The following is a 24937-nucleotide window of genomic DNA, read 5'->3' as shown; positions in this document are numbered from 1 at the left end:
ATGGGAAAAATAGTTTTGCATTGAGAAATATCTCTGTAAGTCATTGATTTTGTTGAGTGAAAAATATGTCTTCTATAAGACATAAGAGTCTGCGATCCGATTACAGTTGATTCCAAGGCCGCAGCGCCCAACCCTCAATCAACCTCACGGAGTGACCATGCCCCAGACCCTCACCGAACAACTGAGCCGCGAACAACAGATTGCAGCCCTCGAAAAAGACTGGGCTACCAATCCGCGCTGGAAGGGCATCAAGCGCGGCTACAGCGCTGCCGACGTCGTGCGCCTTCGCGGCTCCTTCCCCATCGAGCACACGCTGGCCCGCCGCGGCGCCGAGAAGCTCTGGGACCTGGTGAACAACGAGCCCTACGTCAACTGCCTCGGCGCGCTCACCGGCGGCCAGGCGATGCAGCAGGTCAAGGCCGGCGTGAAGGCCATCTACCTGTCGGGCTGGCAAGTCGCCGCCGACAACAACAGCTACGCCTCGATGTACCCCGACCAGTCGCTGTACCCGGTGGATTCGGTGCCCCAAGTGGTCGAGCGCATCAACAACACCTTCCGCCGCGCTGACGAAATTCAGTGGTCCAAGAACGTGAACCCCGGCGACAAGGGCTACACCGACTACTTCGCTCCCATCGTGGCCGACGCCGAAGCCGGTTTCGGCGGCGTGCTGAACGGCTTCGAACTGATGAAGGCCATGATCAAGGCCGGCGCCGGCGGCGTGCACTTCGAAGACCAGCTCGCCTCGGTCAAGAAGTGCGGCCACATGGGCGGCAAGGTGCTCGTGCCCACGACCGAAGCGGTGCAGAAGCTCATCGCGGCCCGCATGGCGGCCGACGTCTGCGGCACCCCGACGCTCGTGATCGCCCGCACCGATGCGGAAGCGGCCGACCTCATCACCAGCGACTACGACGAGAACGACAAGCCCTTCCTGACCGGTGAGCGCACCGCCGAAGGCTTCTACAAGACCAAGAAGGGCATGGACCAGGCCATCAGCCGCGCTGTTGCCTACGCCTACTACGCCGACCTCGTGTGGTGCGAAACCGGCACGCCCGACCTCGAGTTCGCCCGCAAGTTCGCCGAAGCGGTGCACAAGGTGCACCCGGGCAAGATGCTCGCCTACAACTGCTCGCCGTCGTTCAACTGGAAGAAGAACCTCGACGACGCGACCATCGCCAAGTTCCAGAAGGAACTGGGCGCCATGGGCTACAAGTACCAGTTCATCACGCTGGCCGGCATCCACTCGATGTGGTTCAACATGTTCGACCTGGCGCAGGACTATGTGGCGCGCGGCATGTCGGCCTATGTCGAAAAGGTGCAGGAGCCCGAATTCGCGGCGCGCGACCGCGGCTACACCTTCGTGTCGCACCAGCAGGAAGTGGGCACGGGTTACTTCGACGAAGTGACCACCGTGATCCAGGGCGGCAAGTCCAGCGTCACCGCGCTGACCGGCTCGACCGAAGAAGAGCAGTTCCACTGATCTGCTGATACAGATCTTTCGCTGTCACTTTCAAGCCCGGCCATGCGCCGGGCTTTTTTGTGGGCGAGCTTGGAGCGATCAGGTTTCGAGGCGCACTTCACGCACGCCGCGGCCCAGCCGCTGGCGAAGCAACGTGCGCAGCGTGACGCCGTCGGCGTAGCCCACCATGCCGGCGATCTGCTCGAGGCTCTTGTCGCTGGTCTTGAGCAGGTGGACCGCGCGCTCCACGCGCAGGTCCTGCACATACGACAGCGGGCTCTTGCCGAGCACCTGCTGCATGCGCCGGGCCAGCGTGCGCTTGCTGGTGCCGGCGGCGAGCGCGGCCTCGTCGAGCGAGAAGCCGTCGGCCAGCTTGCCGCGCGCCCAGCGCTCGAAGCGTTCGACCAGCGGATCGGAATGCGAGAGATGGTCGGAGATCACGTAGGCCGATTGCGAGGGGCGTGAGTCCACGATGAGGTAGCGCGCGACCAGCGTGGCGAGCTCGGGGCTCGCCTGGCGCACGAGCCAGAGCGCCATGTCGACATGGCTCAGCGCTGCACCCGCGGTGACCCGATTGCCGGAGCTGACCAGCATGCGCGAGTCGTCGAGCTGTACCGCTGGATAGCGCTGGCGGAACAGCGTGGCCAGCCACCAGGTCGTCGTGGCCTTGTGATGGTCCAGCAGGCCGGACTCCGCGAGCACGAAGGTGCCGATGCAGGCGGCTGCGAGATCGACGCCTGCAGCGGCGCGCTCGCGCAGTGCGGCGCAGGCATCGCGTACGTCGGCACGCGTCAATGCAGGCTCCAGCGTTTCGGGCATCTTGCAGCCGAGCGCGGGGACGATCAGCCAATCCGCGGAGCCCCCGTGGATGGTGCGGGCCACGGGCACCGTGAGGCCTTGCGACGTTCGCACTCTTTTGCGAGCCCCCACGACCGTGACTTCGAACTGCGAGACGTCGAGTCGCAGCATGGCCGCCAGCTCGTTGGCGGTGGTGAAAACGTCCAGCACCGTGGCCAGGCCGGTGTCGAAGACGCCATCGAGGGCGAGCACGTCGAGCTTCATGGCCATAACGATATCAAAGATGTCAAAGATGCCAATAGCTCCGTGGGGGAATGCTGCCTAAAGTTGGTGCCGACGCCTCGCAATATCGCGCGCCGTTTTTCACTCCAGGAGATGACCCATGATCAAGTTCGCACTGTTCGTCCGCCTCGAAGCCAAGCCTGGCAAGGAATCCGAAGTTCAGGAATTCCTCGAAGCCGGCCTCGCCATGGCGCGCGATGAGAAGACCACGCCGATCTGGTTTGCGCTGCGACTGTCACCGACCACCTTCGGCATCTTTGACGCTTTCGAAGACGAGGCAGGGCGCCAAGCCCACCTCACGGGCCCGATTGCGCAGGCCCTGATGGCGAAGGCCCCCGAGCTGTTCGCCAGCCCGCCGTCGATCGAACCCATCGAGGTGCTGGGACTCAAGAACACCGCAGCCACGGCCTGAGCAGGCAGAAGCTAGAATCGCCGTCTCTGCACTCAACAAGAGCGAGAAAGGCACCTTGGTTATGACACCGCGAACTACTCCGCAAGGATTCAGCGGCTTTTTCTTCTTCGAGGCGATCGAAGGAAAGAGCCGGTAGCCCGCGCTCGCTGGTTTTTTCCAGCTCCGAACCAAGCAAAGCGCGGCATCCACCGCGCTTTTTTGTTTTTCTCCCGAGGTTTCACATGATCCAGATCACGCTCCCCGACAACTCGCGCCGCGAGTTCCCAGGCCCGGTTTCGGTGGCCGAAGTGGCCCAGTCCATCGGCCCCGGTCTTGCCAAAATGACGGTGGCCGGCAAGGTCGACGGCCGGCTCGTCGATGCCAGCGACCTCATCGACCACGACGCCAAGCTCCAGATCATCACGCCCAAGGACGACGAGGGCCTCGAGATCATTCGTCACTCGACGGCCCACCTGGTCGGACATGCAGTGAAGCAGCTCTATCCGACGGCGAAGATGGTGATCGGTCCGGTGATCGACGAAGGTTTTTACTACGACATTTCCTACGAGCGCCCTTTCACGCCCGAGGACATGGCGGCGATCGAAGCGCGCATGCGCGAGCTCATTGCCCAGGACTACGACGTCGTCAAGAAGATGACGCCGCGCGCCGAAGTGATCGAGGTCTTCAAGTCGCGCGGCGAAGACTACAAGCTGCGCCTGGTCGAAGACATGCCCGACGAGCAGGCCATGGGCCTCTACTACCACCAGGAATACGTCGACATGTGCCGCGGCCCGCACGTGCCGAACACGCGTTTCCTCAAGGTCTTCAAGCTCACGAAGCTGGCCGGCGCCTACTGGCGCGGCGACGCCAAGAACGAGCAGTTGCAGCGCATCTACGGCACGGCCTGGGCCGACAAGAAGCAGCTCGACCAGTACATCCAGCGCATCGAGGAAGCCGAGAAGCGCGACCATCGCAAGCTCGGCAAGGAGCTCGACCTGTTCCACATCGACGAAGTGGCGCCGGGCGTGGTGTTCTGGCACCCCAAGGGCTGGGCGGTGTGGCAGGCGGTGGAGCAGTACATGCGCGGCATCTACCGCGACACGGGCTACTGGGAGGTGAAGGGCCCGCAGATCCTCGACAAGAGCCTGTGGGAGAAAACGGGCCACTGGCAGAACTACCGCGACAACATGTTCACGACGGAATCGGAGAAGCGCGAATACGCGTTGAAGCCGATGAACTGCCCGGGCCACGTGCTGATCTTCAAGAGCGACCTGCGCAGCTATCGCGACCTGCCGCTGCGCTACGGTGAATTCGGCCAGTGCCACCGCAACGAACCCAGCGGCGCGCTGCACGGGATCATGCGCGTGCGCGGCTTCACGCAGGACGACGGACACATCTTCTGTACGGAAGACCAGATCCTCGACGAATGCATCGCCTACACGGAGCAACTGCAGAAGGTCTACGCCGACTTCGGCTTCACGGACATCCTCTACAAGGTCGCCACGCGGCCCGAGAACCGCGTCGGCTCCGATGAGCTGTGGGACAAGGCCGAGCATGCGGTGATGGAATCGCTGCGCCGCTCGGGTGTCGACTTCATCATCTCGCCGGGCGATGGCGCCTTCTACGGCCCGAAGATCGAATACACGCTGCGCGACGCCATCGGCCGCCAGTGGCAGTGCGGCACGATGCAGGTCGACTTCAACACGGCCGAGCGTCTGGGCGGCGAATACGTCACGGAATCGAGCGGCCGCGCCCACCCCGTGATGCTGCATCGCGCCATCGTGGGCAGCCTGGAGCGGTTCATCGGCATGCTGATCGAACACCACTCCGGCGCAATGCCTGCATGGCTCGCTCCGGTGCAGGTAGCGGTGCTCAATATCAGCGAAGGACAGGCCGATTACGCTGCGCAAGTTGCGAAAACGCTGCAAAATCAAGGGCTTAGGGTTCAGCTTGACCTGCACAACGAGAAGATTACGTATAAAATACGGAAGCATTCGTTGCAAAAGCTCCCTTACATCCTCGTCGTGGGCGACAAGGAAAAGGAAGCAGGTGCCGTCGCAGTGCGCGCCCGGGGCAATCAAGACCTCGGAGCAATGTCCCTCGAATCGTTCGTGCAACGGCTCGTCCAGGATGTTGCCGACAAGCGTTGATTTGTCTCCGAAACACCCCATATGTTTCCCAGCCAAATCGTGCCGCTTGTCCGCGAGGACTGCCCGGCGTTCGCTACAGATTTTGTAGCAAATTTTGAAGGATTCTGACCATCGCTACTGCATTTCGCGACCGCCGCCACCGCGAGGAACGCCAACACCGCCTGAACCGGGAAATCATGGCCCCGGAAGTCCGCCTTGTAGGCCCGGAAAACGAGCCAATGGGTGTTATGAGTCTCTCGGAGGCCCTGCGCCTTGCTGGCGAGGCCGACGTGGATCTGGTGGAGGTCGTCGCGGCGGCCAACCCACCGGTATGTCGCCTGATCGAGTACGGCAAGTTCAAGTACCACGAGCAGAAGAAGGCGGCCGAGGCGAAGTCAAAGCAGAAGGTCATCGAGGTCAAGGAAATCAAGTTCCGGCCCGGTACCGACGATGGTGACTACAACATCAAGATGCGCAATATCAAGCGCTTTCTTGAAGACGGCGACAAATGCAAGATCACGCTGCGCTTCCGCGGTCGCGAGATCACGCACCAGGAGCTCGGTCTGGCATTGCTGCAGCGTATCCGCGACGAACTGGGCGACCTCATCATGGTTGAGCAGTTTCCGAAGCTGGAAGGCCGGCAGATGATCATGATGATCGCGCCGGGCCGCAAGAAGGCCGGTGGCGGTGCATCGAAGCCGGCAGCAGACGCTGCGCCGGCAACGGCGCCCGCGGCAACCGCCTGAGGCGTTTGCAGCAGACGAGGTTTTGAAGGGATTTCGCCGTTGCCGGCGCTTTGAAAGAAGCGCAGGCAGGGGCGAGATAAAGAAGTGTCTCGGGGCCAACAAGTCCGTGGAGTATCCGCGGCGCCTCACGAGCACAAACTAAAGGAGCATTCACATGCCCAAAATGAAGACCAAGAGCAGCGCGAAAAAACGTTTCCGCGTTCGTCCCGGTGGCACCGTCAAGCGCGGTCAAGCCTTCAAGCGTCACATCTTGACGAAGAAGACCACCAAGAACAAGCGTCACCTCCGCGGTGCAGTCGCAGTGCATGAGACCAACATGGTTTCTGTCGCCGCCATGCTGCCCGGCCGTGGCATTTAACTCAGACGAACAAGGAGTACACACATGCCTCGCGTCAAACGTGGTGTAACGGCTCGCGCCCGCCACAAGAAAGTTCTCGCACTCGCCAAGGGTTTCCGCGGTCGCCGCGGCAATGTCTTCCGCGTCGCCAAACAGGCGGTGATGAAGGCAGGCCAATACGCCTACCGTGACCGCCGTACCAAGAAGCGCGTGTTCCGTCAGCTGTGGATCGCGCGTATCAACGCCGCCTCGCGTGAACTGGGCCTGACCTACAGCCAGTTCGCCAACGGCATCCGCAAGGCCGGTATCGAGATCGACCGCAAGATGCTTGCGGACATCGCCGTGCACGACAAGGCCGCTTTTGCCGGCATCGTGGAGCAGGTCAAGGCCAAGCTGGCTGCTTGATTCTGCACAGCAGGGGTGCTGCCTTCGGGCAGCTTCCTGCGCCCACGGCTCAAGGGCTGGCGCTTGAAAAGGCTCCAGCTCTTTTTTATTTCCCCTCGAAGATTTTTGTTGCCATGAACGAGTTGGACTCCCTTGCAGCCACCGCACGCGCCGCCTTCGCCGAAGCGAAAACGCCCGCCGAGCTCGAAAACGCCAAGGCCCAGTTCCTCGGCAAGTCGGGCCGCATCACCGAGTTGATGAAGGGCATGGCCGCGCTGAGTGTCGAAGAGAAGAAGTCCCGCGGCGCCGCGATCAACGTGGCCAAGCAGGCCATCGAGTCCGCGCTGACCGATCGCCGCCAGCAACTGGCCGACGAAGAACTCTCCCTGCAACTGCGCGCCGAAGCGCTCGACGTGAGCCTGCCAGGCCGTCGCCGCATTCCCGGTGGATTGCACCCCGTGAGCCGCACCCTGGAGCGCATCGAGGAGATCTTCTCGAGCATGGGCTTCGATGTGGCCGACGGCCCCGAGATCGAGAGCGACTGGCACAGCTTCACCTCGCTCAACAACCCGCCGAACCATCCTGCACGCTCGATGCAGGACACCTTCTACGTCGACCTCAACGGCGACGACGGCATCCCCTACAACCTGCGTCCGCACACCAGCCCGATGCAGGTGCGCTATGCGCATCAGCACATCAAGAAGTACGCCGCCGAGTTCGCGGCCGCTGCCGCCGACAAGACGGGCACCATCAAGGCCCCCGAGATCCGCGTGATCGCCCCCGGCCGCACCTACCGCGTCGACAGCGATGCCACCCACTCGCCCATGTTCCACCAGTGCGAAGGCCTCTGGCTCGGCGAGAACGTGAGCTTCAAGGACCTGAAGGTCGTCTTCACCGACTTCTGCCGCACATTCTTCGAGCGCGACGACCTCGTGCTGCGTTTCCGCCCGAGCTTCTTCCCGTTCACCGAGCCGAGCGCCGAGATCGACATCCAGTTCGCGAGCGGCCCGCTGGCCGGCCGCTGGCTCGAGGTGTCGGGTTCGGGCCAGGTGCATCCGAACGTCGTGCGCAACATGGGGCTGGACCCCGAGCGCTACATCGGCTTCGCCTTCGGCATGGGCCCCGACCGGCTCACGATGCTGCGCTACGGCGTGAACGACCTGCGCCTCTTCTTCGACGGCGACCTGCGTTTTCTCTCGCAGTTCCAGTAAGCACCCATCCCCAGAAAAACCAGATCGAGATCGAAGAGATGCAATTCCCGGAATCCTGGCTGCGCGAGTTCTGCAACCCGCCCCTCGACAGCGCCACACTGGCCGAAACGCTCACCATGGGCGGCTTCGAGGTCGAAGAGCGCCGACCGGTGGCGCCGCCGTTCACGCGCATCGTGGTCGGCGAAATCAAGGAAGCGGTGCAACACCCGAATGCCGATCGCCTGCGCGTGTGCCAGGTCGATGCGGGGCAGGGCGCCTTGCTCAACATCGTGTGCGGCGCGCCCAATGCGCGCGTCGGCATCAAGGTGCCTTGCGCGCTCGTCGGCGCCGAACTGCCGCCGGGTGAAGACGGCAAGCCTTTCCTCATCAAGCTGGGCAAGCTGCGCGGCGTCGAGAGCCAGGGCATGCTGTGCTCGGCGCGCGAACTGAAGCTGAGCGAAGACCACGGCGGCCTGCTCGAGCTCGATGCCGATGCGCCCATCGGTGCCGACGTGCGCGATGTGCTCAAGCTCGACGACGCCCTGCTGACCCTCAAGCTCACGCCCAACCTCGCGCACGGTCTGAGCGTCTACGGTGTCGCGCGCGAACTCGCGGCGCTCACCGGTACGCCGCTCAAGACGCCTGCCATCGCGCCCGTGGCCACCTCGTTCAACGACGTGTTGCCGGTCAAGATCGACGCGCCCGAACTCTGCGGCCGCTTCTCCGGCCGCATCGTGCGCGGTGTGAACACCACCGTCGCCACGCCCGCCTGGATGGTCGAGCGCCTCGCGCGTTGCGGCCAGCGCAGCGTGACGCCGTTGGTCGACATCTCGAACTACGTGATGTTCGAGTACGGCCAGCCCAGCCACATCTTCGACCTCGACAAGATCCACGGCGGCCTCACGGTGCGCTGGGGCAAGGCGGGCGAGCAGCTCAAGCTGCTGAACGGCACCACGATCACCGTCGACGACAAGGTCGGCGTGATCGCCGACGATCGCGAAGTCGAATCGCTGGCCGGCATCATGGGCGGCGATGCGACCTCGGTGTCAGACGACACCCGCAACATCTACGTCGAGGCCGCGTTCTGGTGGCCCGAGGCCGTGCAGGGCCGCTCGCGTCGCTTCAACTTCTCGACCGATGCGGGTCACCGCTACGAGCGCGGTGTGGATCCGAGCCGCAGCGTCGAGATCATCGAGCGCATCACGCAACTGATCATCGAGATCTGCGGTGGCGAAGCCGGCAAGATGGACGACCAGACGCTGCAGGTGCCCGCCGCCGTGCCCGTCACGCTGCGCGTGGCGCGTGCCGCGCGCGTGATCGGCATGTCGCTGACGCAGGCGCAATGCGCCGATGCGCTGAATCGCCTCGGCTTCGCCATCACCGAAGGCGAAGGCACGCTGACCGTGACCCCGCCGCCGCACCGCTTCGACCTGCTGATCGAAGAAGACCTGATCGAAGAAGTCGCGCGCCTGATTGGCTTCAACAACCTGCCGACCACCGCACCGCTCGCGCCCATCACCGCCCGCGTGCGGCCTGAAGCACAGCGCAGCCGCTTCGCCGTGCGTCGCAGCATCGCGGCCCTTGGCTACCAGGAAACCATCAACTTCAGCTTTGTCGAAGCGCACTGGGAGCAGGACCTCGCCGGCAATGCCAACCCCATCAAGCTGCTGAACCCCATCGCGAGCCAGATGAGCGTGATGCGCTCCTCGCTGCTCGGCTCGCTGCTGCAGGTGCTCAAGTTCAATCTCGACCGCAAGGCGCCGCGCGTGCGCGTGTTCGAGCTGGGCCGCGTGTTCATGCGCGACGACAGTGTCGCCACCACCGACAGCACCGTGCGTGGTGTGAACCAGCCGATGCGCGTTGCAGGTCTCGCCTGGGGCGATGCCGATGAAGCACGCTGGGACGGCAAGCCGCAGCGCATCGACTTCTACGACGTCAAGGGCGACGTCGAGGCGCTGCTCGCACCGCTGGTGCCGAGCTTCGAGCCGGCCGAGCATCCCGCATTGCACCCCGGCCGTTCGGCCCGTATCTCGGTCGACGGCAAGGCCATCGGCTTCGTCGGCGAACTGCATCCGCGCTGGCGTCAGAAGTGGGACTTCGCGCAGGCGCCTGTGCTGTTCGAGCTCGACCTCGATGCGATCACTGCGCGTCCTGTGCCCGTGGCGCAGCCGGTGCCCAAGCACCAGGCGGTCGAACGCGATATCGCGGTCGTGGTCGCCGAGGCCGTCACGCACGAGGCGTTGATGCAGGCGATTCGCACCACCGCGGCCGCACAGGGCCTGCTGCGCGATGCGACGCTGTTCGACATCTACCGCCCGCAGCCGCTGCGCGATGGAGCGGTCGCGGCACCCGGCGCGCTGGCGCAGGGCGAGAAGAGCATGGCGGTGCGCCTGAGCTTCCAGAGCGACAGCGCCACCCTGACGGACGAGCAGGTCGAACCCGCAGTCCGTGCAATCGTCGAACAACTGGGCGCCAAGGTCGGTGGCCGCTTGAGAGGATGAAGATGAACGCTGCCGAATTCACGCTCGAGGCCCTCGAAACGCCGGCGCTCACCAAGGCGCACCTGGCCGACCTGCTGTTCGAGCAGATCGGCCTCAACAAGCGCGAGTCCAAGGACATGGTCGAGGCGTTCTTCGAGCTCGTGGCCAACAGCCTGATCGAAGGCACGGATGTGAAGATCTCGGGCTTCGGCAACTTCCAGATTCGCGTGAAGGCGCCGCGGCCCGGCCGCAATCCGCGCACCGGCGAAGCCATTCCGATCGGCGAACGTCGCGTTGCCACGTTCCATGCGAGCGCCAAGCTCAAGGAACAGATTCACGGAAGCATCGAGCAGAGCGGCTCATCCGAAGTCGAGTGGAGCCTGGGCACCGAATAGTGCTTGGTGCTCGGCGGTTGCGTAGAGTAATCTCTCAGGTTTCCCGCGCACCGTCTTGATTTCAATGGAAATAATGGAGAAAGCGCTCCCGCCGATTCCTGTCAAACGCTACTTCACCATCGGTGAAGTCGGCGAACTCTGCGGCGTGAAGCCGCACGTGCTGCGTTACTGGGAACAAGAGTTCACGCAGTTGCGGCCCATGAAGCGCCGCGGCAATCGTCGCTACTACCAGCACCACGAAGTGCTCATGATCCGCCGCATCCGCGACCTGCTCTACGACCAGGGTTTCACGATCAGTGGCGCGCGCAACAAGCTGCAAGAGCTCGTGCAGGGCGAACGCGATCGCCGCAAGGCCGGCGAGGTGCCGCTTGAAGGCATGGAGGCAATCGAGATCGACCAGGAAGAATTCGACGCCGCCGTGGTGCAGGACAGCCCCGACCAGACCGCGCCGCGCACGGTCGATCTGTCGCAGTTGTTGCACCTTCGCCGCGAGCTTTTTGAAATTCGTGAGCTCCTGACCGTCGGACGCTGAATTCCGCCGGCTATAATTGCGGGCTTCGGTGTGTGGCGCAGCCTGGTAGCGCACTTGCATGGGGTGCAAGGGGTCGAAGGTTCGAATCCTTTCACACCGACCAGTATTGACGGGGGTTAGCAACGTAGTAGTTGCTAACCCCTTTGTCATTTTTGCTGCCCGTGCCTTCCGATGCCCTAAACCGGGCGGGTCCAATGATGTGTATGGGTGGCCAGGTTGGCTGGTTCTGCATCGAGGCGGCTTGCGCGCGCTGCCAGCGGGTCTAGGGCGTGTGAGTGTGGCGCAGCCATGACTCAAGAAAATTGGCCTTGTTTGCCCCGTACTGGCCTATAAGCAGACGCTTTAACGAATGTTCTTTCTCGAACATCACCGCCTGGCCAAGCGTCATTCCCATCGAGTCGGCGAGAACCCGTGCCACGCCGTCCGCACCTCTCCGCCCGCGGTAAATCCGACGATCAGCTTGATCGAGCGCTCGTATGAATATATGAACTACCTCTAGGTAGTCCAAGATTTCATCCGCCCCCTCACTTGATGACTTCTACCGAAGAACCAACACCGGCAGCGTCGAGTGCGCGAGCACATGCTGCGTCTCGCTTCCCAGCAACAGCCGCTTGATGCCCTTGCGGCCATGCGAGGCCATCACGATCAGGTCGCTCTTGTGCTTCCTGGCTGCAGAGATGATCGATTCCGCCACAAGGTCCGAGTTCGCCGTCGCCGTCTTGATCCGCACACCGCTCTCCTTGGCACGTGCACTCACGGTGTCGAGCATCGCCTGCGCCTTCTCTGCCCATTGCTTCTCGACGCGGCCGATGTCTTCCGCCGAAAAAGTCATCGACCCCTCGAAGTAGCTCCGCGGATAGCGCGGGATCACGTTGAGCGCCACCAGGTCGGCGTCGTTCTGCGCGGCCAGTGCGATCGCGCTCGTGACCGCTTTCTTGAGAGCGTGGAACCGTCGGTGGCAACGAGGATGCGTTTGAACATGAAGGGTCTCCTGGAAGGTGTGCCGCGAGCTTAGGCAGGCTCCGGCCCCGGGCGTTGATGCAGATCAAAGAGAAGGGCGAGGGCGGCCCTTAGCCTCGCTTCGATGCAAGCTGCGCTCGCCCCGCTTTCCCCGGTCTCTCCGCAACGCTCGTTCGTGCCAGCCGCCGACGAGCGCTGGCAGGTGCTCGACGATCCGGCCGAATGGTCGGAATTCAGCCAGCCGGCCGAGGGCGATGCGAGCGCCGGACCATGGACCTCGCAGGTCGTGGTGGAGGGCATGCATTGCGCCGCCTGCGCCTTCACCGTCGAAGCCGCGCTGCGCAAGGTGCCCGGCGTGGTCGAGGTGCAGGTCAACGCCGCGAGCCGTCGGGCGCGCGTGGTGTGGTCGGCTGCGGTCACCCGGCCTTCCCAGTGGTTCGAAGCTTCCGCCGCCGCAGGCTATCCACTGCTCCCCGCCGGCAGCCAGTTCGCCACTGCACAGCGCTCGCGAGAGCTGCGCATGGCGCTGTGGCGCTGGCTGGTCTCGGGCTTCTGCATGATGCAAGTAATGATGTATGCCTACCCGGCCTACATCGCCAGGCCCGGCGACATGACGGCCGATGCCGCGCAGCTGCTGCGCTGGGCCTCCTGGGTGCTCACGCTGCCCGTGGTGCTGTTCTCCTGCGGCCCCTTCTTTCGCAGCGCCTGGCGCGACCTGCGTGCGGGGCGCATCGGCATGGACCTGCCGGTCGCCTTCGGCGTGCTTGTGACCTTCGCGGTCAGCAGCGCTGCCACCTTCGACGCGAGCGGGCCGCTCGGGCACGAGGTCTATTTCGACTCGCTGACGATGTTCGTCTTCTTCCTGCTGACCGGCCGCTGGTTCGAGGCACGCCTGCGCGACCGCACCGCGGGCGCCCTCGAGGCACTGATGAACCGGCTACCCGACAGCATCGACCGCCTCTCACCCGACGGCACCTGGACCCGCGTGACCGTGCGGCGGCTCGCCGTGGGCGAGGTGGTGCTCGTGCGCCCGGGCGAGGCCTTTCCGGCCGACGGCCTGGTGATCGAAGGCGACACCAGTGCCGACGAGGCCCTGCTGACCGGCGAATCGCGACCCGTGCCGCGCCCCTGCGGCAGCCGCGTGCTGGCCGGCAGCCACAACCTGTCTGCGGTGGTGCAGGTGCGGATCGAATCGATGGGCGAGGGCACGCGCTTCGCGCAGATCGTGCGGCTCATGGAGAGCGCTGCCTCGCGCAAGCCGCGCCTCGCGCTGCTGGCCGACCGTGTGGCGCGGCCGTTTCTCGTCGTGGTGCTCGCATCGGCGGCGCTGGCGGCGATGTTCTGGTGGCAGGCGGACCCGGGCAAGGCGCTGATGGTGGCGGTTGCGGTGCTCATCGTGACCTGTCCCTGTGCGCTCTCGCTCGCGACACCGGCGGCGATGCTCGCGAGTGCCGGCGCCCTGGCGCGTGGCGGTGTGCTGACCTCGAACCTGCAGGCGCTGGAGGCGCTGGCATCGGTCGATACGGTCGTGTTCGACAAGACCGGCACGCTGACCGGCGACATTCCGCGCCTCGAGCGCGTCTATTGCCGGCAGGGCTTGCGGCCCGGCGACGCACTCGAGATGGCCGTGGCGCTCGCGGCGCAATCGATCCATCCTGTGGCACGGGCGCTTGTGAATGCATGGCATGCGCAGTTCCGCGCGCCGCCAGACTGGACCGTGGAACGGACCACCGAGGCGGCGGGCCTCGGGCTTGAAGGTTTGATGCGTCGTCCGCGAGCGAACGCTCGAACAGGTCGGCGCACACGGCTGGGCTCATCCGCCTTCTGCAACGTCAAGCCGCTGGAAGTCGACACCGCACAGGTCCATCTTTCCGATGACCAGGGCTGGATCGCCAGCTTCGTGCTGGCCGAAGAACTCCGCCCCGACGCCGCCGCCGCAGTGGCCGCATTGCGTGCGCAGGGTTTGACGGTGCGACTGCTCTCGGGCGACCGCGACAGCGCCGCAAAGGAGATCGGCGCGCGCGCCGGCATCGACTTCGCAGAGGGCGGCTGCACGCCCGAAGACAAGCTCGACGTGCTCTGGCGCCTGCAGGCCGAGGGCCGGCAGATCGCGATGGTGGGCGACGGGCTCAATGACGGCCCGTCGTTGGCACGCGCGAACGCCTCGTTCGCCTTCGGCCGTTCCGTTCCGCTGTCGCGTGCGCGTGCCGATTTCGTCGTGCCGGGCGACAGGCTCACAAGCATTCCGGAGGCCATTGCGCAGGCCCGAAAAACCTTGCGCGTGGTGCGGCAGAACCTTTTCTGGGCGGCGGGCTACAACGCGCTGTGCGTGCCGCTCGCCGTCGCAGGCTGGCTGCCGGCGTGGCTCGCGGCCTGGGCATGGCGGCGAGTTCGCTCGTGGTGGTTCTGAACGCGGCACGGCTTGGCGTTGCCGTTGCCGGCAGCAAGGCAGGCCGCTGATGGACATCCTCTTCCTGCTCATTCCGCTGTCGGTGATGCTCGTCCTCGCCATCCTCGGCGGGCTCTGGTGGGCCATCGAGCGCGGGCAGTTCGAAGACATCGACACCGAAGGCGACCGCATCCTGCGCGGCGATTGATTTGCATCAACCCCCGAGGAAAGGGCCACATCGACACTGCCCTCAACTCATTCAAGGGCACGACGATGCAACAACCGAACCCTTCCGCCGCGGCATACGACGACACCGTCGTGCGGCAGTTCGCGCTCATGTCGGTGGTCTGGGGCGTGGTCGGCATGCTGGTCGGGGTGATCATCGCTTCGCAGCTGACATTTCCCGAACTCAACCTCGGCATTCCATGGCTCAGCTACGGGCGGCTTCGGCCGCTGCACACCAACGCGGTCATCTTCGCGTTCGGCGGCTGCGCGCTGATGGCCACGAGCTTTCACGTGGTGCAGCGCACCTGCCAGGTGCCGCTGTTCGCGCCCAAGCTTGCGTCGTTCGTGTTCTGGGGCTGGCAGGCCGTGATCGTGGCGGCTGCCATCAGCCTGCCGATGGGCTACACCAGCGGCAAGGAGTACGCCGAGCTCGAGTGGCCCATCGACATCCTGATCGCCGTCGTCTGGGTGTCCTACGCCGTCGTGTTCTTCGGCACCATCGGCATGCGAAAGGTGCGCCACATCTACGTGGCGAACTGGTTCTTCGGCGCCTTCATCATCGCGGTGGCCCTGCTGCACATCGTCAACAGCGCCGAGGTTCCCGCGGGCTGGATGAAGAGCTACTCGGCCTACGCCGGCGTGCAGGACGCGATGGTGCAGTGGTGGTACGGCCATAACGCCGTGGGCTTCTTCCTCACCGCGGGCTTCCTGGGAATGATGTACTACTACATCCCCAAGCAGGCCGGCCGTCCGGTGTACTCGTACCGGTTGTCCATCGTCCACTTCTGGGCGCTGATCTTCACCTACATGTGGGCGGGCCCGCACCACCTGCACTACACGGCGCTGCCGGACTGGACGCAGTCGCTGGGCATGGTGTTTTCGCTGATCCTGCTGGCGCCCAGCTGGGGCGGAATGATCAATGGCGTCATGACGCTTTCGGGCGCCTGGCACAAGCTGCGCACCGACCCGATCCTGCGCTTCCTGATCGTGGCGCTGTCGTTCTACGGCATGTCGACCTTCGAGGGGCCGATGATGTCCATCAAGACCGTCAACGCCCTGAGCCATTACACCGACTGGACCATCGGGCACGTGCACTCCGGCGCGCTCGGCTGGGTCGGCTTCATCACCATGGGGTCGCTGTACTACCTGATTCCGCGCATGTACGGCCGAACCGAGATGTACAGCGTGAAGGCCATCGAGGCGCACTTCTGGATGGCCACCATCGGCATCGTGTTCTACATCGCCGCGATGTGGATCGCCGGCGTGATGCAGGGCCTGATGTGGCGTGCGATCAACCCCGACGGCACGCTCACCTACACCTTCGTGGAGAGCGTGAAGGCCACCTTCCCGTTCTACGTGGTGCGCCTGATCGGCGGGGTGCTCTACCTCTCGGGAATGCTGGTGATGGCCTGGAACGTCTGGATGACGGCGATCTCCGGCCAGTCCGTGCGCGCCGCGATCCCGACCCCCGCCATGAACCCCGCCTGAGGACACACGATGAACCCGAACCCGAACAAGTCCGGCGGTTTCAGCCACGAGAAGATCGAGACCAACAACCTCCTGATGATCTTGCTGATCCTCTTCGTGGTGGCCATCGGCGGCCTCGTGGAGATCGTTCCGCTCTTCTTCCAGAAATCGACTACCGAGGCAGTGACGGGCGTCAAGCCGCTCACGCCGCTGCAACTGGCCGGCCGCGACGTCTATCTGCGCGAGGGTTGCTACAACTGCCACTCGCAGATGATCCGGCCCTTCCGCTCCGAGACGCTGCGCTACGGCCACTACTCGGTGGCCGGCGAGTTCGTCTACGACCACCCGTTCCAGTGGGGCAGCAAGCGCACCGGCCCCGACCTGCATCGCGTGGGCGGCAAGTACAGCGACGAGTGGCATCGCATCCACCTGAACAATCCGCGCGACCTCGTGCCCGAATCGAACATGCCGGCCTATTCGTGGCTGGAGAAGACGCTGGTCGACGCCGAAGCCTTGCCAACCCACATGCGCGCGCTGCGCCGTGTCGGCGTGCCCTACACCGACGCGGAGATCGACAAGGCCACCGAAGAGGTCACGGGCAAGACCGAGATGGAGGCCACCGTGGCCTACCTGCAATCGCTGGGCCTGGCGCTCAAGTAGGGAGGACAAGGAAATGATCGACATCACCACCTTGCGCGTCGCGGCCACCGTCGCCTGCTTCGTCGTCTTCATCGGCATCGTCGTCTGGGCCTGGTCGCGCCGCAACGCGGAAGCTTTCCAGGAAGCGGCCCGCCTGCCGTTCGAACAGGACTGATGGGAGAACCACGATGAGCGATTTCATCCACCATTTCTGGTCGAACTACGTCGCGATCCTTTCGCTGGCGAGCATCCTGGCCTGCGCGCTGCTGCTCTGGCTCACGGCGCGCAAGCGCGTGGCATCGGACACGGACAACACCACGGGCCACGTCTGGGACGAAGACCTGCGCGAGGCCAACAACCCGCTGCCGATGTGGTGGGTTGGGCTCTTCGTGCTGACCATCGTCTTCGGGCTGGGCTACCTGGTCGTGTTCCCCGGCCTGGGCAGTTTCAAGGGACAGTCCGACTGGAGTTCGAAGGGCGAGTACGAAGCCGATGTCGCCAAGGCCACCGAGAAACTCGCGCCCGTCTATGCGAAGTACGCCGCCATGCCTGTCGAGGAGATCGCAAGAGACCCCCAGGCCAAGGCGATCGGCGAGCGGCTTTTCATGAACAACTGCTCCCAGTGCCACGGTTCCGATGCGCGCGGCAGCAAGGGCTTTCCGGACCTCACCGACAAGGACTGGCTGCACGGCGGCACGCCCGAGAAGATCGTCGAGACCATCACCAAGGGGCGCGTCGGCGTGATGCCGCCCATGGCAGCGGCGGTCGGCACGCCGAACGACGTGAAGAACCTCGCCAACTATGTGCTGAGCCTGTCGGGCGAGCCGAGCGATTCGGTTCGCGCCGGACTCGGCAAGTCCAGGTTCACGGTGTGCGCGGCCTGCCATGGCATCGGCGGCGTGGGCAACCAGGCCATCGGCGCACCCGCCCTCAACGACAAGGTCTGGCTCCACGGCTACGGCGAGGCCGCGATCATCCAGATGATCAACGGGGGCAAGCACAACGAGATGCCTGCGCAGGAAGGCCGCCTGACCGAAGCGCAGATCCGGATGCTCGCGTCGTACGTCTGGGGTTTCTCCAACAGCAGCACGGCCCCGGCCATGCCCTGACGGCGCGATGCCATGACCCGGAAGATCATTCCCATAGCCATAGCCAATTCCGGCAGCGAGGAGGTCGGCCTCTACGAGACCACGAAGAAGATCTACCCCCGCACGGTGCGCGGCATGTTCGCGCGTTGGCGCTGGGCCATGGTCTTTCTCACCCAGCTCGTTTTCTACGGGCTGCCGTGGGTGGAGTGGGGCGGCCGGCAGATGGTGCTGTTCGACCTGGCCGCGCGCCGCTTCTACATCTTCGGCCTGGTGCTGTACCCGCAGGACCTGATCTACCTCTCGGGCCTGCTGGTGGTCAGCGCGCTGGCGCTCTTTCTCTTCACCGCGGTGGCCGGACGCCTTTGGTGCGGCTACGCCTGCCCGCAGACCGTCTACACCGAGATCTTCATGTGGGTCGAGCACCGGATCGAGGGCAACCGCACCGCGCGGATGCGCCTGGACGCCGAGCCGATGTCGCTCGAGAAGCTGGTGAAGAAGTGGTTCAAGCACCTGGTGTGGATCGGCATCGCGATGTGGACCGGCTTCACCTTCGTGGGCTACTTCACGCCCGTGCGCGAGCTGGGCATGGCCTTCCTGCAGACGCAGATGGGTTCGTGGGAAGTCTTCTGGGTGTTCTTCTACGGCTTTGCCACCTACGGCAATGCCGGCTTCATGCGCGAGCAGGTCTGCAAGTACATGTGCCCCTATGCGCGTTTCCAGAGCGCCATGTTCGACCGCGACACGCTCATCGTCACCTACGACCCGCAGCGCGGCGAGCCACGCGCGCCGCGCCGCAAGGGACCCGATCCGCGTACGCTCGCGTTGGGCGACTGCATCGATTGCGGCCTGTGCGTGCAGGTGTGCCCGACCGGCATCGACATCCGCCAGGGCCTGCAATACGAATGCATCGGCTGCGGCCTGTGCGTGGATGCCTGCGACACCGTGATGCAGAAGATGGCCTACCCGCCGGGGCTGATCCGCTACGACACGCAGAACGGCATGGAGGCCGGCTGGTCGCGCCGCCAGTTGCTGCACCGCGTGCTGCGGCCGCGCGTGCTGGTCTACACCGCCGTGCTCGCGCTGCTGGTGACGGGGCTGCTGACGAGCCTGGTCGTTCGCACGCCATTCAAGGTCGATGTGGTGCGCGACCGCGCCTCGCTGGCCCGCATCGCCGAGGGTGGGCGGCTGGAAAACGTCTACCGCCTCCAGATCATGAATGCCACCGAGCGGCCGCAGCGCTACCGCATCACCGCCGAAGGGCTCGACGGCCTGAGTGTTTCGCCGGACGAGTCCGTGGCGGTGGATGCGGCCCAGTCGCGCTGGGTCGCGGTGCGCTTGCAGGTGCCCTACGGCGCCGTGCCGGCCGGCTCGCACACGGTGCATTTCGCCATTCGCGAAGAGGGCGGCGACGCGCAGGTGTCTGAAAAAGCGGCCTTCCTGGTGCCGCGCTGAAAGATCGAGATGAATGCTGCAACGACGAACGAAAAGCCGCTGGATGCCTGGTGGCGCCATCCGCTGCTCTGGATGGTGATCGGCGGGCCCGCCGTGGTGGTGGTTGCGAGCTTCGTGACCTTCTGGCTGGCCTGGCGCAGCCCGGATGCACTGGTGTCCGAGGACTACTACCGCGAAGGCGTCGAGATCAACAAGACCTTGGCCGCCAGGAAGCTCTTGCCCGCGCTGACCGGCCGCAACCATGCGGCCACCCCCACCGACGACGTGCCGCTGCCCGCCCCAAAGGCTGTGCCGTGACCGGGCTGCGCCAGATCGTCAGCGTGCTGTGGCCGTCTTTCCTGGTGGCTTGCGCCATGGAGATGCTGGTGTTCGCGCTGGTCGATCCGGTCAGCGTGTACTGCGGCGCCGATGCGCTGCACCTGTCGCGCCAGGGCGCCTACACGACAGCCTTCTTCGTCTTCTGGCTGATGGCCGCGGCCTCGAGTGCCTGCACGGTGCTGCTGACCACGCGGCCCGAGGTCGAATCCCGTGACGTGTCCCTGCGAACACCCTCGCCATGAACTATCCCGCTTTCGCTCCTGCACCTGCCTCGGGGCAGGCCGTATTGCCTCTCGAACTGCTGCGCGAGTTCGACGTTCCCGGCCCGCGCTACACCTCCTACCCCACCGCCGACCGCTTCATCGAGGCCTTTGGTGCCGACGAGTACGCGCGGGCGCTGAGCGGCCGGCGCGAGGCGGGTGCCGGGGCACCGCCGCTGTCGCTCTATGTGCACATTCCGTTCTGCGAGTCGCTTTGCTACTACTGCGCGTGCAACAAGATCGTCACGCGCCACCGCGAGCGCGGCCGGCAGTACCTGGCCTACCTCGCACGCGAGGTGGAACTCCAGGTCGCGCAACTGGGGCGCAGCGCCACCGTCGCGCAACTGCACCTGGGCGGCGGTTCTCCCACGTTCCTGGACGACGCGGAGCTGGGCGAACTCATGGCGTTGCTGCACCGCTCGTTCGCGTTCGTGCCCGGTGGCGAGCGCTCCATCGAGGTCGATCCGCGCACGGTCGATGCGCAGCGCCTGGCCAACCTGGCCGCGCTGGGCTTCAACCGCCTGAGCTTCGGCGTGCAGGACTTCGACCCCGAGGTGCAGCAGGCGGTGCACCGCATCCAGCCCGCGTCGCAGGTCTTCGCGCTCATGGACGCGGCCCGCGCGCTCGGCTTCGAGTCGATCAACGTGGACCTCATCTACGGCCTGCCGCGGCAGAACGATGCCTCCTTCGAGCGCACGCTCGCGCAGTTGCGGGATCTGCGACCCGACCGCATCGCGCTGTATGCCTACGCGCACATGCCCGAGCGCTTCAAGCCGCAGCGGCGCATCGCAGCCGATGAGTTGCCGGATGCAGCCACCCGCGTGCGCATGCTCGCCGCCGCCATCGCGCAGCTCACCGAGGCGGGCTATGTCTACATCGGCATGGACCATTTCGCGTTGCCGGGTGACCCCCTCGCGATCGCGAAGAAAGAAGGGCGGCTGCATCGCGACTTCCAGGGCTATGGCGTGCGGCCCGAGGGCGATCTTGTTGCGCTGGGCGTCTCGGGCATCGGCCGCGTGGGCGCCACCTACAGCCAGAACGCCAAGACGCTGGACGACTACTACGACCTGCTCGACCAGGGGCACCTGCCCGTGGTGCGCGGCCTGGCGCTCTCTCGCGACGACCTGCTGCGGCGCGCGGTGATCATGGCGCTCATGTGCCGCGGTCGCGTCGACTTCAACGCCGTGGGGGAGGCCTACGCGGTCGATTTCCGCCGCTACTTCGCGACCGAGTTCGCCGCGCTCGGGCCGCAGGTGGTCCAAGGCCTCGTGCGGTTGAGCGACCACGACCTCGTGGTCACCGAGCGAGGGTGGTTCCTGGTGCGCGCCGTCGCGATGATCTTCGACCGGTACTGCCGCGCGAACCGCGCGCGCTTTTCGCGGGTGGTCTGACCATGCAGCTCGCGCTCGCCGGCGCCGCGCTCCTGATGGGCCTTGCGGGTGGGCCGCATTGCGTGGCGATGTGCGGCGCGGCATCGGCGGCGGTGATCCGGATCGTGCCGCGCATGCCGGCCATGTCGACCCTGCCGGCGGGGTCGGGCGCCATGCAGGCGCTCACCGCGCCGGCCGCTTTCCATCTCGGCCGCATCGCGAGCTATGCGGTGGCAGGTGCCATCGCTGCGGCAAGCGTCGACAGCCTGGCCGAAGCCAGCGCCCATGTTGCCGCGCTGCGCCCGCTGTGGGTCCTGATGCACGTCTTCGTGTTCGCCTGGGGTGCGATGCTCGCCGTCACGGGGCGGCAGCCGCTGTGGGCCCAGCGCATCGGCCGCGGCCTCGAATCCCGACTTCACCCGCTCGCAGGACGCACATGGCTGGGCGTGCTGGCCACCGGCATGCTGTGGGTGGCGCTGCCCTGCGGGCTGCTCTACTCAGCGCTGATGATGGCCAGCCTGGGCAATGGGCCGCTGCAAGGCGCGGGGTTGATGACGCTGTTCGCGCTCGGCAGCGGCGCCTCGCTGCTGCTCGGCCCCTGGCTCTGGCAGCGGTTTCGCTGGGCCGGCGGTGCGCGCCAGGCATGGGGAGCGCGGCTGGCCGGCGTGCTGCTGGCGGGCGTTGCGGCGCACGCGGTGTGGGCGGACCTCATCCGCCAGATCGACGCCTGGTGCCGCTGAGCCAGGCGTCGATCTGTGCGAGTTCCTGCGCCACGCTCGCAGCTTTCGGTCGGGCGGCCGGCGCGGCGCGCTGCAGGAAAAGCAGGGGCGCTTCTTCCTGAGGCGCGCCCGCACGCAAGGCCTTCCATCCTCTGGGCATGATCTCGAAGACGATCGCAGCGCCTTGGCGCATGCGGTCGTCGCAGTCCACGCGGGCAGGAGGAATCAGCACCCTGATGTGACCCGCAGCTTCGAGCACGCGCAGCCTGTCGATGACCGTCGGATCGGCTTCGGTGCCGGGCAGCTTCGACGCGGCGAGTTTCCTGAGCTGGTTCATGCACATCGGGCAGCCCTCCCAGGCGCAGCGTCGACTTGCGCGGCGCAGCCCGCGAGGACGAGCGTGAGCAGGGCGGCGGCGAGTCTCGGTATCGCAAGGGTGTGGTGGAGCATGGAAGTGGTGCGTTGTATGAAGCCCAAGGCTAGGCATGTGCAAGCCGTCGGGCCTTGCGCCCGATCAAGCTTTGACGCGGTCGAGTCCGAGATCGCGAGCGGTTGACGCAGCGCAAGCCCACGCGAAATGCGCGGGCCTAAGGTCGGCGCATCTCATTCCGCCAGTCCAAGGAGCCCTCATGCAGACCCCCAAATCCATCCTGCTTCATCTCGACGGTTCGGCCCGTACCGTGGAGCGCATCAAGCTGGCCCGCCAGCTCGCCGAGACCTTCGACGCCGAGGTGACGGGCCTGCCGTGCACCCTGTCCGCGCTCATGCGTTATCCATTCGCCATCGAGGCCGCGGCCGAGGCGGTCGCGATCATGCAGGAGATCGACAAGGACGCGAGGGACAGGATGCACGAGGTCTTCGCGGCACAAAGCGCGAACTCGCAGCGCCTGCACTGGGCGGAACCGGAGAGCGATGGCCCATGGGGATTCGCGCGGCGCGCGCTCTACGCCGACCTGATGGTCCTCGGCCAGCGCGACCGGAACGATCCGATGGACGGCGAGCTGCCCGGCGACTTCCTGCCGAGCGTGCTGATGGAGAGTGGCCGGCCAGCGCTGGTGCTGCCCTATGCGGGGCCGGTCGGCCCCATCGGCCGCAACGTGCTGGTGGCGTGGAAGGAAACGCGCGAGTCCGCGCGTGCCGTGACCGCCGCGCTGCCATGGCTGTGCAAGGCGGCCCGGGTGCACGTCGTGGCCTACGGCGAGGACGCGGAGGCATCGCTGCAGCGCCTGCAGGACTTCCTGCGGATGCAAGGCGTCCAGAACATCACGCTGCATTCCGGTGGGAGCAAGGAAGACGACATCGGCAACAAGCTGCTGTCCTTCGCCTCGGACCTCGGTTCGGACCTGCTGGTGATGGGCTGCTATGGCCACAGCCGGGCACGCGAATGGGTGATGGGTGGGGCCACGCTGTCGATCCTGCAGTGGATGACACTGCCGGTGTTGATGTCGCACTGAGGCACGCCGTGCGCATCGATTTCCCTGGCGGCACAGGCACCGGCTAGTACCTGCTGCCGCCCGTGGCGAGCGCGACGCGCTTGCTCAGGCGTCCACGAGCAGGTCGTTCACCACTACCGAGACGCCCGGCGTGGCCCATGCGGCGCCTTGCACCGCATCGCGATCGGTCCAGGAGTGGACCGTGCCGCGCAGCGTGACCTGGGAGCCGTCGACCGTGATGGCGAGGCGGTTGGCTTCGCGTTCGGCCTGGCGCGAAAGCGCTTCGTGGATCTTCTTCTCGACGTCGGCGGGGCTCACCTTCGGCTTGACCTTCACCAGGTTCGACACGCCGGTCACGCCCATCAGGTCGCGCACGGCGTTCTCGGCGGCGCTGCGCTGGTACTCCCACTCGACTTCGCCGTCGAGCGTGAGCCAGCCCTTTTCGATCATGGGGCGGACCTTGTCGTCGGGCACGAGCACGTTCCACGCGAGGGCGCGCTCGGCCGCCAGCCCGATGTCGGCATCGGTGCGCTGGTTGTCGAAAGGCAGCTTGACGGTCAGCTCCACGGCCAGTGCCTTGACGCCGTGCACGCGCTGTGCGGCGCGCTCGACGGCGTACTTCTCCGCGTGGCTGGCGAGATGGCCGGTGAGGGTCACCACACCGTCCTTGGCGATCACGCCCACCTCGGAGGCCTTGACCTCGGGCGCCCAGTTGAGTTCGGCCTGGACATCGTTGCGCAGTTGGGTATCGGTCTTCATGGGAGATTCCTTGCAGTGAATGAATGAATGAATGAACGGAGGAGGGCGGCTGTCGCCTGAAAACCGGCGGTGACCGTGGTGTTCACTGTAGAAACAGCAAGACCCGGGCGTGTTGCGCTGGATCAAGGATGCGCAGGGCACGCGTCCGTGGTTCAGCCGATGGCTTCCAGCAGCAGGGCCTGGAGCACGAAGCGCCGGTTGTCGGCCAGCGGGGTCCTGTCGCCGAGCAGTTCGGCAAGCCGATCGGCCGGATGGTCTTTCATGGCGGCGCCGTCGAACACCGGGATTCCGGCGTGCTGGCCAATCCGCTCCACGAGCTCGCGGGGCATGCCTTGGCATTCCACGGCCTCGTAGAGACGGCCGAGCATGCGTGCGGTGTTCTGCACTTCCTGCGCCTCGCTGGCAAGCGACAGGTCCGAGCGCATGACGGCCACGCGCGCGCCCAGTTCCTCGGCGGCACTGCGGAACAGCGCCTGCGCCTCGTCGGGCTGTGTTTGGCACAGCAGCCCCAGGTTCTTGCCGCTCAGCAGCCTGGGCGTGTTCCCTGCCAGTGCGGCGCGCTGGAGCAGCCGCGCGTGGCACAGCAGGCTCGCCACCTTCAGCGGCGAGAGCTGCGCTGCGGCATCGGGAGCACGGGTCTTTGGGGAAAGAGGCATGGCAATGGTCAATGTGTGACCTGCCAAGGTTAGGGACGACGGCGGCCCCGTATTTGATACAGGTCAAGGCGCAGGCCCGTTC

At 65.4% G+C, this 24937-nt stretch carries 25 protein-coding genes, 1 tRNA gene and 2 pseudogenes; 23 read left to right on the top strand and 5 right to left on the bottom strand.

Annotated features, from left to right (window positions below; genetic code table 11):
- The first annotated feature begins 157 nt into the window (after nucleotides 1-157).
- Nucleotides 158-1477: an isocitrate lyase gene (gene aceA / locus GNX71_RS21390; protein WP_042582082.1), complete on the top strand. Its 1320-nt coding sequence runs from the start codon at nucleotides 158-160 to the stop codon at nucleotides 1475-1477.
- 78 nt (nucleotides 1478-1555) lie between these two features.
- Here aceA and GNX71_RS21385 read toward each other — a convergent pair whose 3' ends face one another.
- Nucleotides 1556-2518 carry a helix-turn-helix domain-containing protein gene (locus GNX71_RS21385; RefSeq protein WP_206174260.1) on the bottom strand — a complete coding sequence of 321 codons (963 nt, stop codon included), beginning with the start codon at nucleotides 2516-2518 and terminating at the stop codon, nucleotides 1556-1558.
- A 118-nt stretch (nucleotides 2519-2636) separates the two neighbouring features.
- Here GNX71_RS21385 and GNX71_RS21380 point away from each other — a divergent pair, with 118 nt between their 5' ends.
- From GNX71_RS21380 to GNX71_RS21335, 10 genes are all read left to right on the top strand, one after another.
- Nucleotides 2637-2948, top strand: coding sequence for an antibiotic biosynthesis monooxygenase (locus tag GNX71_RS21380; RefSeq protein ID WP_206174258.1), 312 nt, complete (start codon nucleotides 2637-2639; stop codon nucleotides 2946-2948).
- Between the two features lie 221 nt (nucleotides 2949-3169).
- The gene (gene thrS / locus GNX71_RS21375) at nucleotides 3170-5077 is read left to right on the top strand and encodes a threonine--tRNA ligase (protein WP_206174257.1); all 1908 of its coding nucleotides are present in this window, start codon (nucleotides 3170-3172) and stop codon (nucleotides 5075-5077) included.
- 101 nt (nucleotides 5078-5178) lie between these two features.
- On the top strand, nucleotides 5179-5802 hold the full coding sequence (gene infC / locus GNX71_RS21370; protein ID WP_206179607.1) for a translation initiation factor IF-3: 624 nt from the start codon (nucleotides 5179-5181) through the stop codon (nucleotides 5800-5802).
- 154 nt (nucleotides 5803-5956) lie between these two features.
- On the top strand, nucleotides 5957-6160 hold the full coding sequence (gene rpmI, locus GNX71_RS21365; protein WP_007832497.1) for a 50S ribosomal protein L35: 204 nt from the start codon (nucleotides 5957-5959) through the stop codon (nucleotides 6158-6160).
- Nucleotides 6161-6184: 24 nt separating this feature from the next.
- Entirely contained in the window at nucleotides 6185-6544 is a 360-nt protein-coding gene (gene rplT, locus GNX71_RS21360; RefSeq protein ID WP_007832499.1) for a 50S ribosomal protein L20, read from the top strand.
- Nucleotides 6545-6657: 113 nt separating this feature from the next.
- Nucleotides 6658-7734, top strand: coding sequence for a phenylalanine--tRNA ligase subunit alpha (pheS, locus tag GNX71_RS21355; RefSeq protein ID WP_206174255.1), 1077 nt, complete (start codon nucleotides 6658-6660; stop codon nucleotides 7732-7734).
- Between the two features lie 38 nt (nucleotides 7735-7772).
- A complete protein-coding gene (gene pheT / locus GNX71_RS21350; protein WP_206174253.1) occupies nucleotides 7773-10214 on the top strand; it encodes a phenylalanine--tRNA ligase subunit beta in 2442 nt (813 codons plus the stop codon).
- Between the two features lie 2 nt (nucleotides 10215-10216).
- The gene (locus GNX71_RS21345) at nucleotides 10217-10588 is read left to right on the top strand and encodes an integration host factor subunit alpha (RefSeq protein ID WP_198784729.1); all 372 of its coding nucleotides are present in this window, start codon (nucleotides 10217-10219) and stop codon (nucleotides 10586-10588) included.
- A gap of 73 nt (nucleotides 10589-10661) precedes the next feature.
- Nucleotides 10662-11120, top strand: a complete 459-nt coding sequence (locus GNX71_RS21340) for a MerR family transcriptional regulator (protein WP_206179605.1) — start codon at nucleotides 10662-10664, stop codon at nucleotides 11118-11120.
- A 26-nt stretch (nucleotides 11121-11146) separates the two neighbouring features.
- Nucleotides 11147-11223 (top strand) — tRNA-Pro (locus GNX71_RS21335).
- 435 nt (nucleotides 11224-11658) lie between these two features.
- Here the strand turns inward: GNX71_RS21335 and GNX71_RS21330 are convergent.
- Nucleotides 11659-12101, bottom strand: a pseudogene (locus GNX71_RS21330) (universal stress protein).
- Between the two features lie 103 nt (nucleotides 12102-12204).
- On the opposite strand from GNX71_RS21330, the pseudogene GNX71_RS21325 reads away from it, so the two are divergent.
- From GNX71_RS21325 to GNX71_RS21275, 11 genes and pseudogenes are all read left to right on the top strand, one after another.
- A pseudogene (locus tag GNX71_RS21325) lies at nucleotides 12205-14540 on the top strand (cation-translocating P-type ATPase).
- The gene (gene ccoS, locus GNX71_RS21320) at nucleotides 14540-14677 is read left to right on the top strand and encodes a cbb3-type cytochrome oxidase assembly protein CcoS (RefSeq protein ID WP_206174252.1); all 138 of its coding nucleotides are present in this window, start codon (nucleotides 14540-14542) and stop codon (nucleotides 14675-14677) included. Before GNX71_RS21325 ends, ccoS begins: the two are co-directional and overlap by 1 nt.
- 65 nt (nucleotides 14678-14742) lie before the next feature.
- Nucleotides 14743-16182, top strand: coding sequence for a cytochrome-c oxidase, cbb3-type subunit I (gene ccoN, locus GNX71_RS21315; protein ID WP_206174250.1), 1440 nt, complete (start codon nucleotides 14743-14745; stop codon nucleotides 16180-16182).
- Nucleotides 16183-16191: 9 nt separating this feature from the next.
- The gene (ccoO, locus tag GNX71_RS21310; protein ID WP_206174248.1) at nucleotides 16192-16821 is read left to right on the top strand and encodes a cytochrome-c oxidase, cbb3-type subunit II; all 630 of its coding nucleotides are present in this window, start codon (nucleotides 16192-16194) and stop codon (nucleotides 16819-16821) included.
- 13 nt (nucleotides 16822-16834) lie between these two features.
- Nucleotides 16835-16975 carry a CcoQ/FixQ family Cbb3-type cytochrome c oxidase assembly chaperone gene (locus tag GNX71_RS21305; RefSeq protein WP_206174246.1) on the top strand — a complete coding sequence of 47 codons (141 nt, stop codon included), beginning with the start codon at nucleotides 16835-16837 and terminating at the stop codon, nucleotides 16973-16975.
- A 13-nt stretch (nucleotides 16976-16988) separates the two neighbouring features.
- Nucleotides 16989-17909 (top strand): cytochrome-c oxidase, cbb3-type subunit III, encoded by a 921-nt coding sequence (ccoP, locus tag GNX71_RS21300; RefSeq protein ID WP_206174244.1) that lies wholly within the window; start codon nucleotides 16989-16991, stop codon nucleotides 17907-17909.
- A 12-nt stretch (nucleotides 17910-17921) separates the two neighbouring features.
- On the top strand, nucleotides 17922-19340 hold the full coding sequence (gene ccoG, locus GNX71_RS21295; protein ID WP_206174242.1) for a cytochrome c oxidase accessory protein CcoG: 1419 nt from the start codon (nucleotides 17922-17924) through the stop codon (nucleotides 19338-19340).
- Between the two features lie 9 nt (nucleotides 19341-19349).
- Nucleotides 19350-19637, top strand: coding sequence for a FixH family protein (locus GNX71_RS21290; RefSeq protein WP_206174240.1), 288 nt, complete (start codon nucleotides 19350-19352; stop codon nucleotides 19635-19637).
- Entirely contained in the window at nucleotides 19634-19900 is a 267-nt protein-coding gene (locus tag GNX71_RS21285) for a hypothetical protein (RefSeq protein ID WP_206174239.1), read from the top strand. The genes GNX71_RS21290 and GNX71_RS21285 overlap by 4 nt, the downstream gene beginning before the upstream one ends.
- Nucleotides 19897-21309, top strand: coding sequence for an oxygen-independent coproporphyrinogen III oxidase (gene hemN, locus GNX71_RS21280; RefSeq protein ID WP_206174237.1), 1413 nt, complete (start codon nucleotides 19897-19899; stop codon nucleotides 21307-21309). Before GNX71_RS21285 ends, hemN begins: the two co-directional genes overlap by 4 nt.
- Before the next feature lie 2 nt (nucleotides 21310-21311).
- On the top strand, nucleotides 21312-22028 hold the full coding sequence (locus tag GNX71_RS21275; RefSeq protein ID WP_206174236.1) for a sulfite exporter TauE/SafE family protein: 717 nt from the start codon (nucleotides 21312-21314) through the stop codon (nucleotides 22026-22028).
- Here the strand turns inward: GNX71_RS21275 and GNX71_RS21270 are convergent.
- Nucleotides 21997-22344, bottom strand: coding sequence for a hypothetical protein (locus GNX71_RS21270; protein ID WP_206174234.1), 348 nt, complete (start codon nucleotides 22342-22344; stop codon nucleotides 21997-21999). The two genes, GNX71_RS21275 and GNX71_RS21270, sit on opposite strands and share 32 nt — an antisense overlap.
- A 292-nt stretch (nucleotides 22345-22636) precedes the next feature.
- Here GNX71_RS21270 and GNX71_RS21265 point away from each other — a divergent pair, with 292 nt between their 5' ends.
- The gene (locus GNX71_RS21265) at nucleotides 22637-23461 is read left to right on the top strand and encodes a universal stress protein (protein WP_206174232.1); all 825 of its coding nucleotides are present in this window, start codon (nucleotides 22637-22639) and stop codon (nucleotides 23459-23461) included.
- An 84-nt stretch (nucleotides 23462-23545) separates the two neighbouring features.
- Here the strand turns inward: GNX71_RS21265 and GNX71_RS21260 are convergent, their stop codons facing one another.
- Together GNX71_RS21260 and GNX71_RS21255 are read right to left on the bottom strand one after the other, a co-directional pair.
- The gene (locus tag GNX71_RS21260) at nucleotides 23546-24199 is read right to left on the bottom strand and encodes a BON domain-containing protein (protein WP_206174230.1); all 654 of its coding nucleotides are present in this window, start codon (nucleotides 24197-24199) and stop codon (nucleotides 23546-23548) included.
- A 152-nt stretch (nucleotides 24200-24351) separates the two neighbouring features.
- Entirely contained in the window at nucleotides 24352-24855 is a 504-nt protein-coding gene (locus GNX71_RS21255; RefSeq protein ID WP_206174228.1) for an ornithine carbamoyltransferase, read from the bottom strand.
- Between the last annotated feature and the right edge of the window lie 82 nt (nucleotides 24856-24937).

Source organism: Variovorax sp. RKNM96, assembly GCF_017161115.1.
Lineage (GTDB): Bacteria > Pseudomonadota > Gammaproteobacteria > Burkholderiales > Burkholderiaceae_C > Variovorax.
The sequence above is the reverse complement of the archived record's forward strand: the minus strand, read 5'-3'. Positions and strand labels throughout refer to the sequence as shown.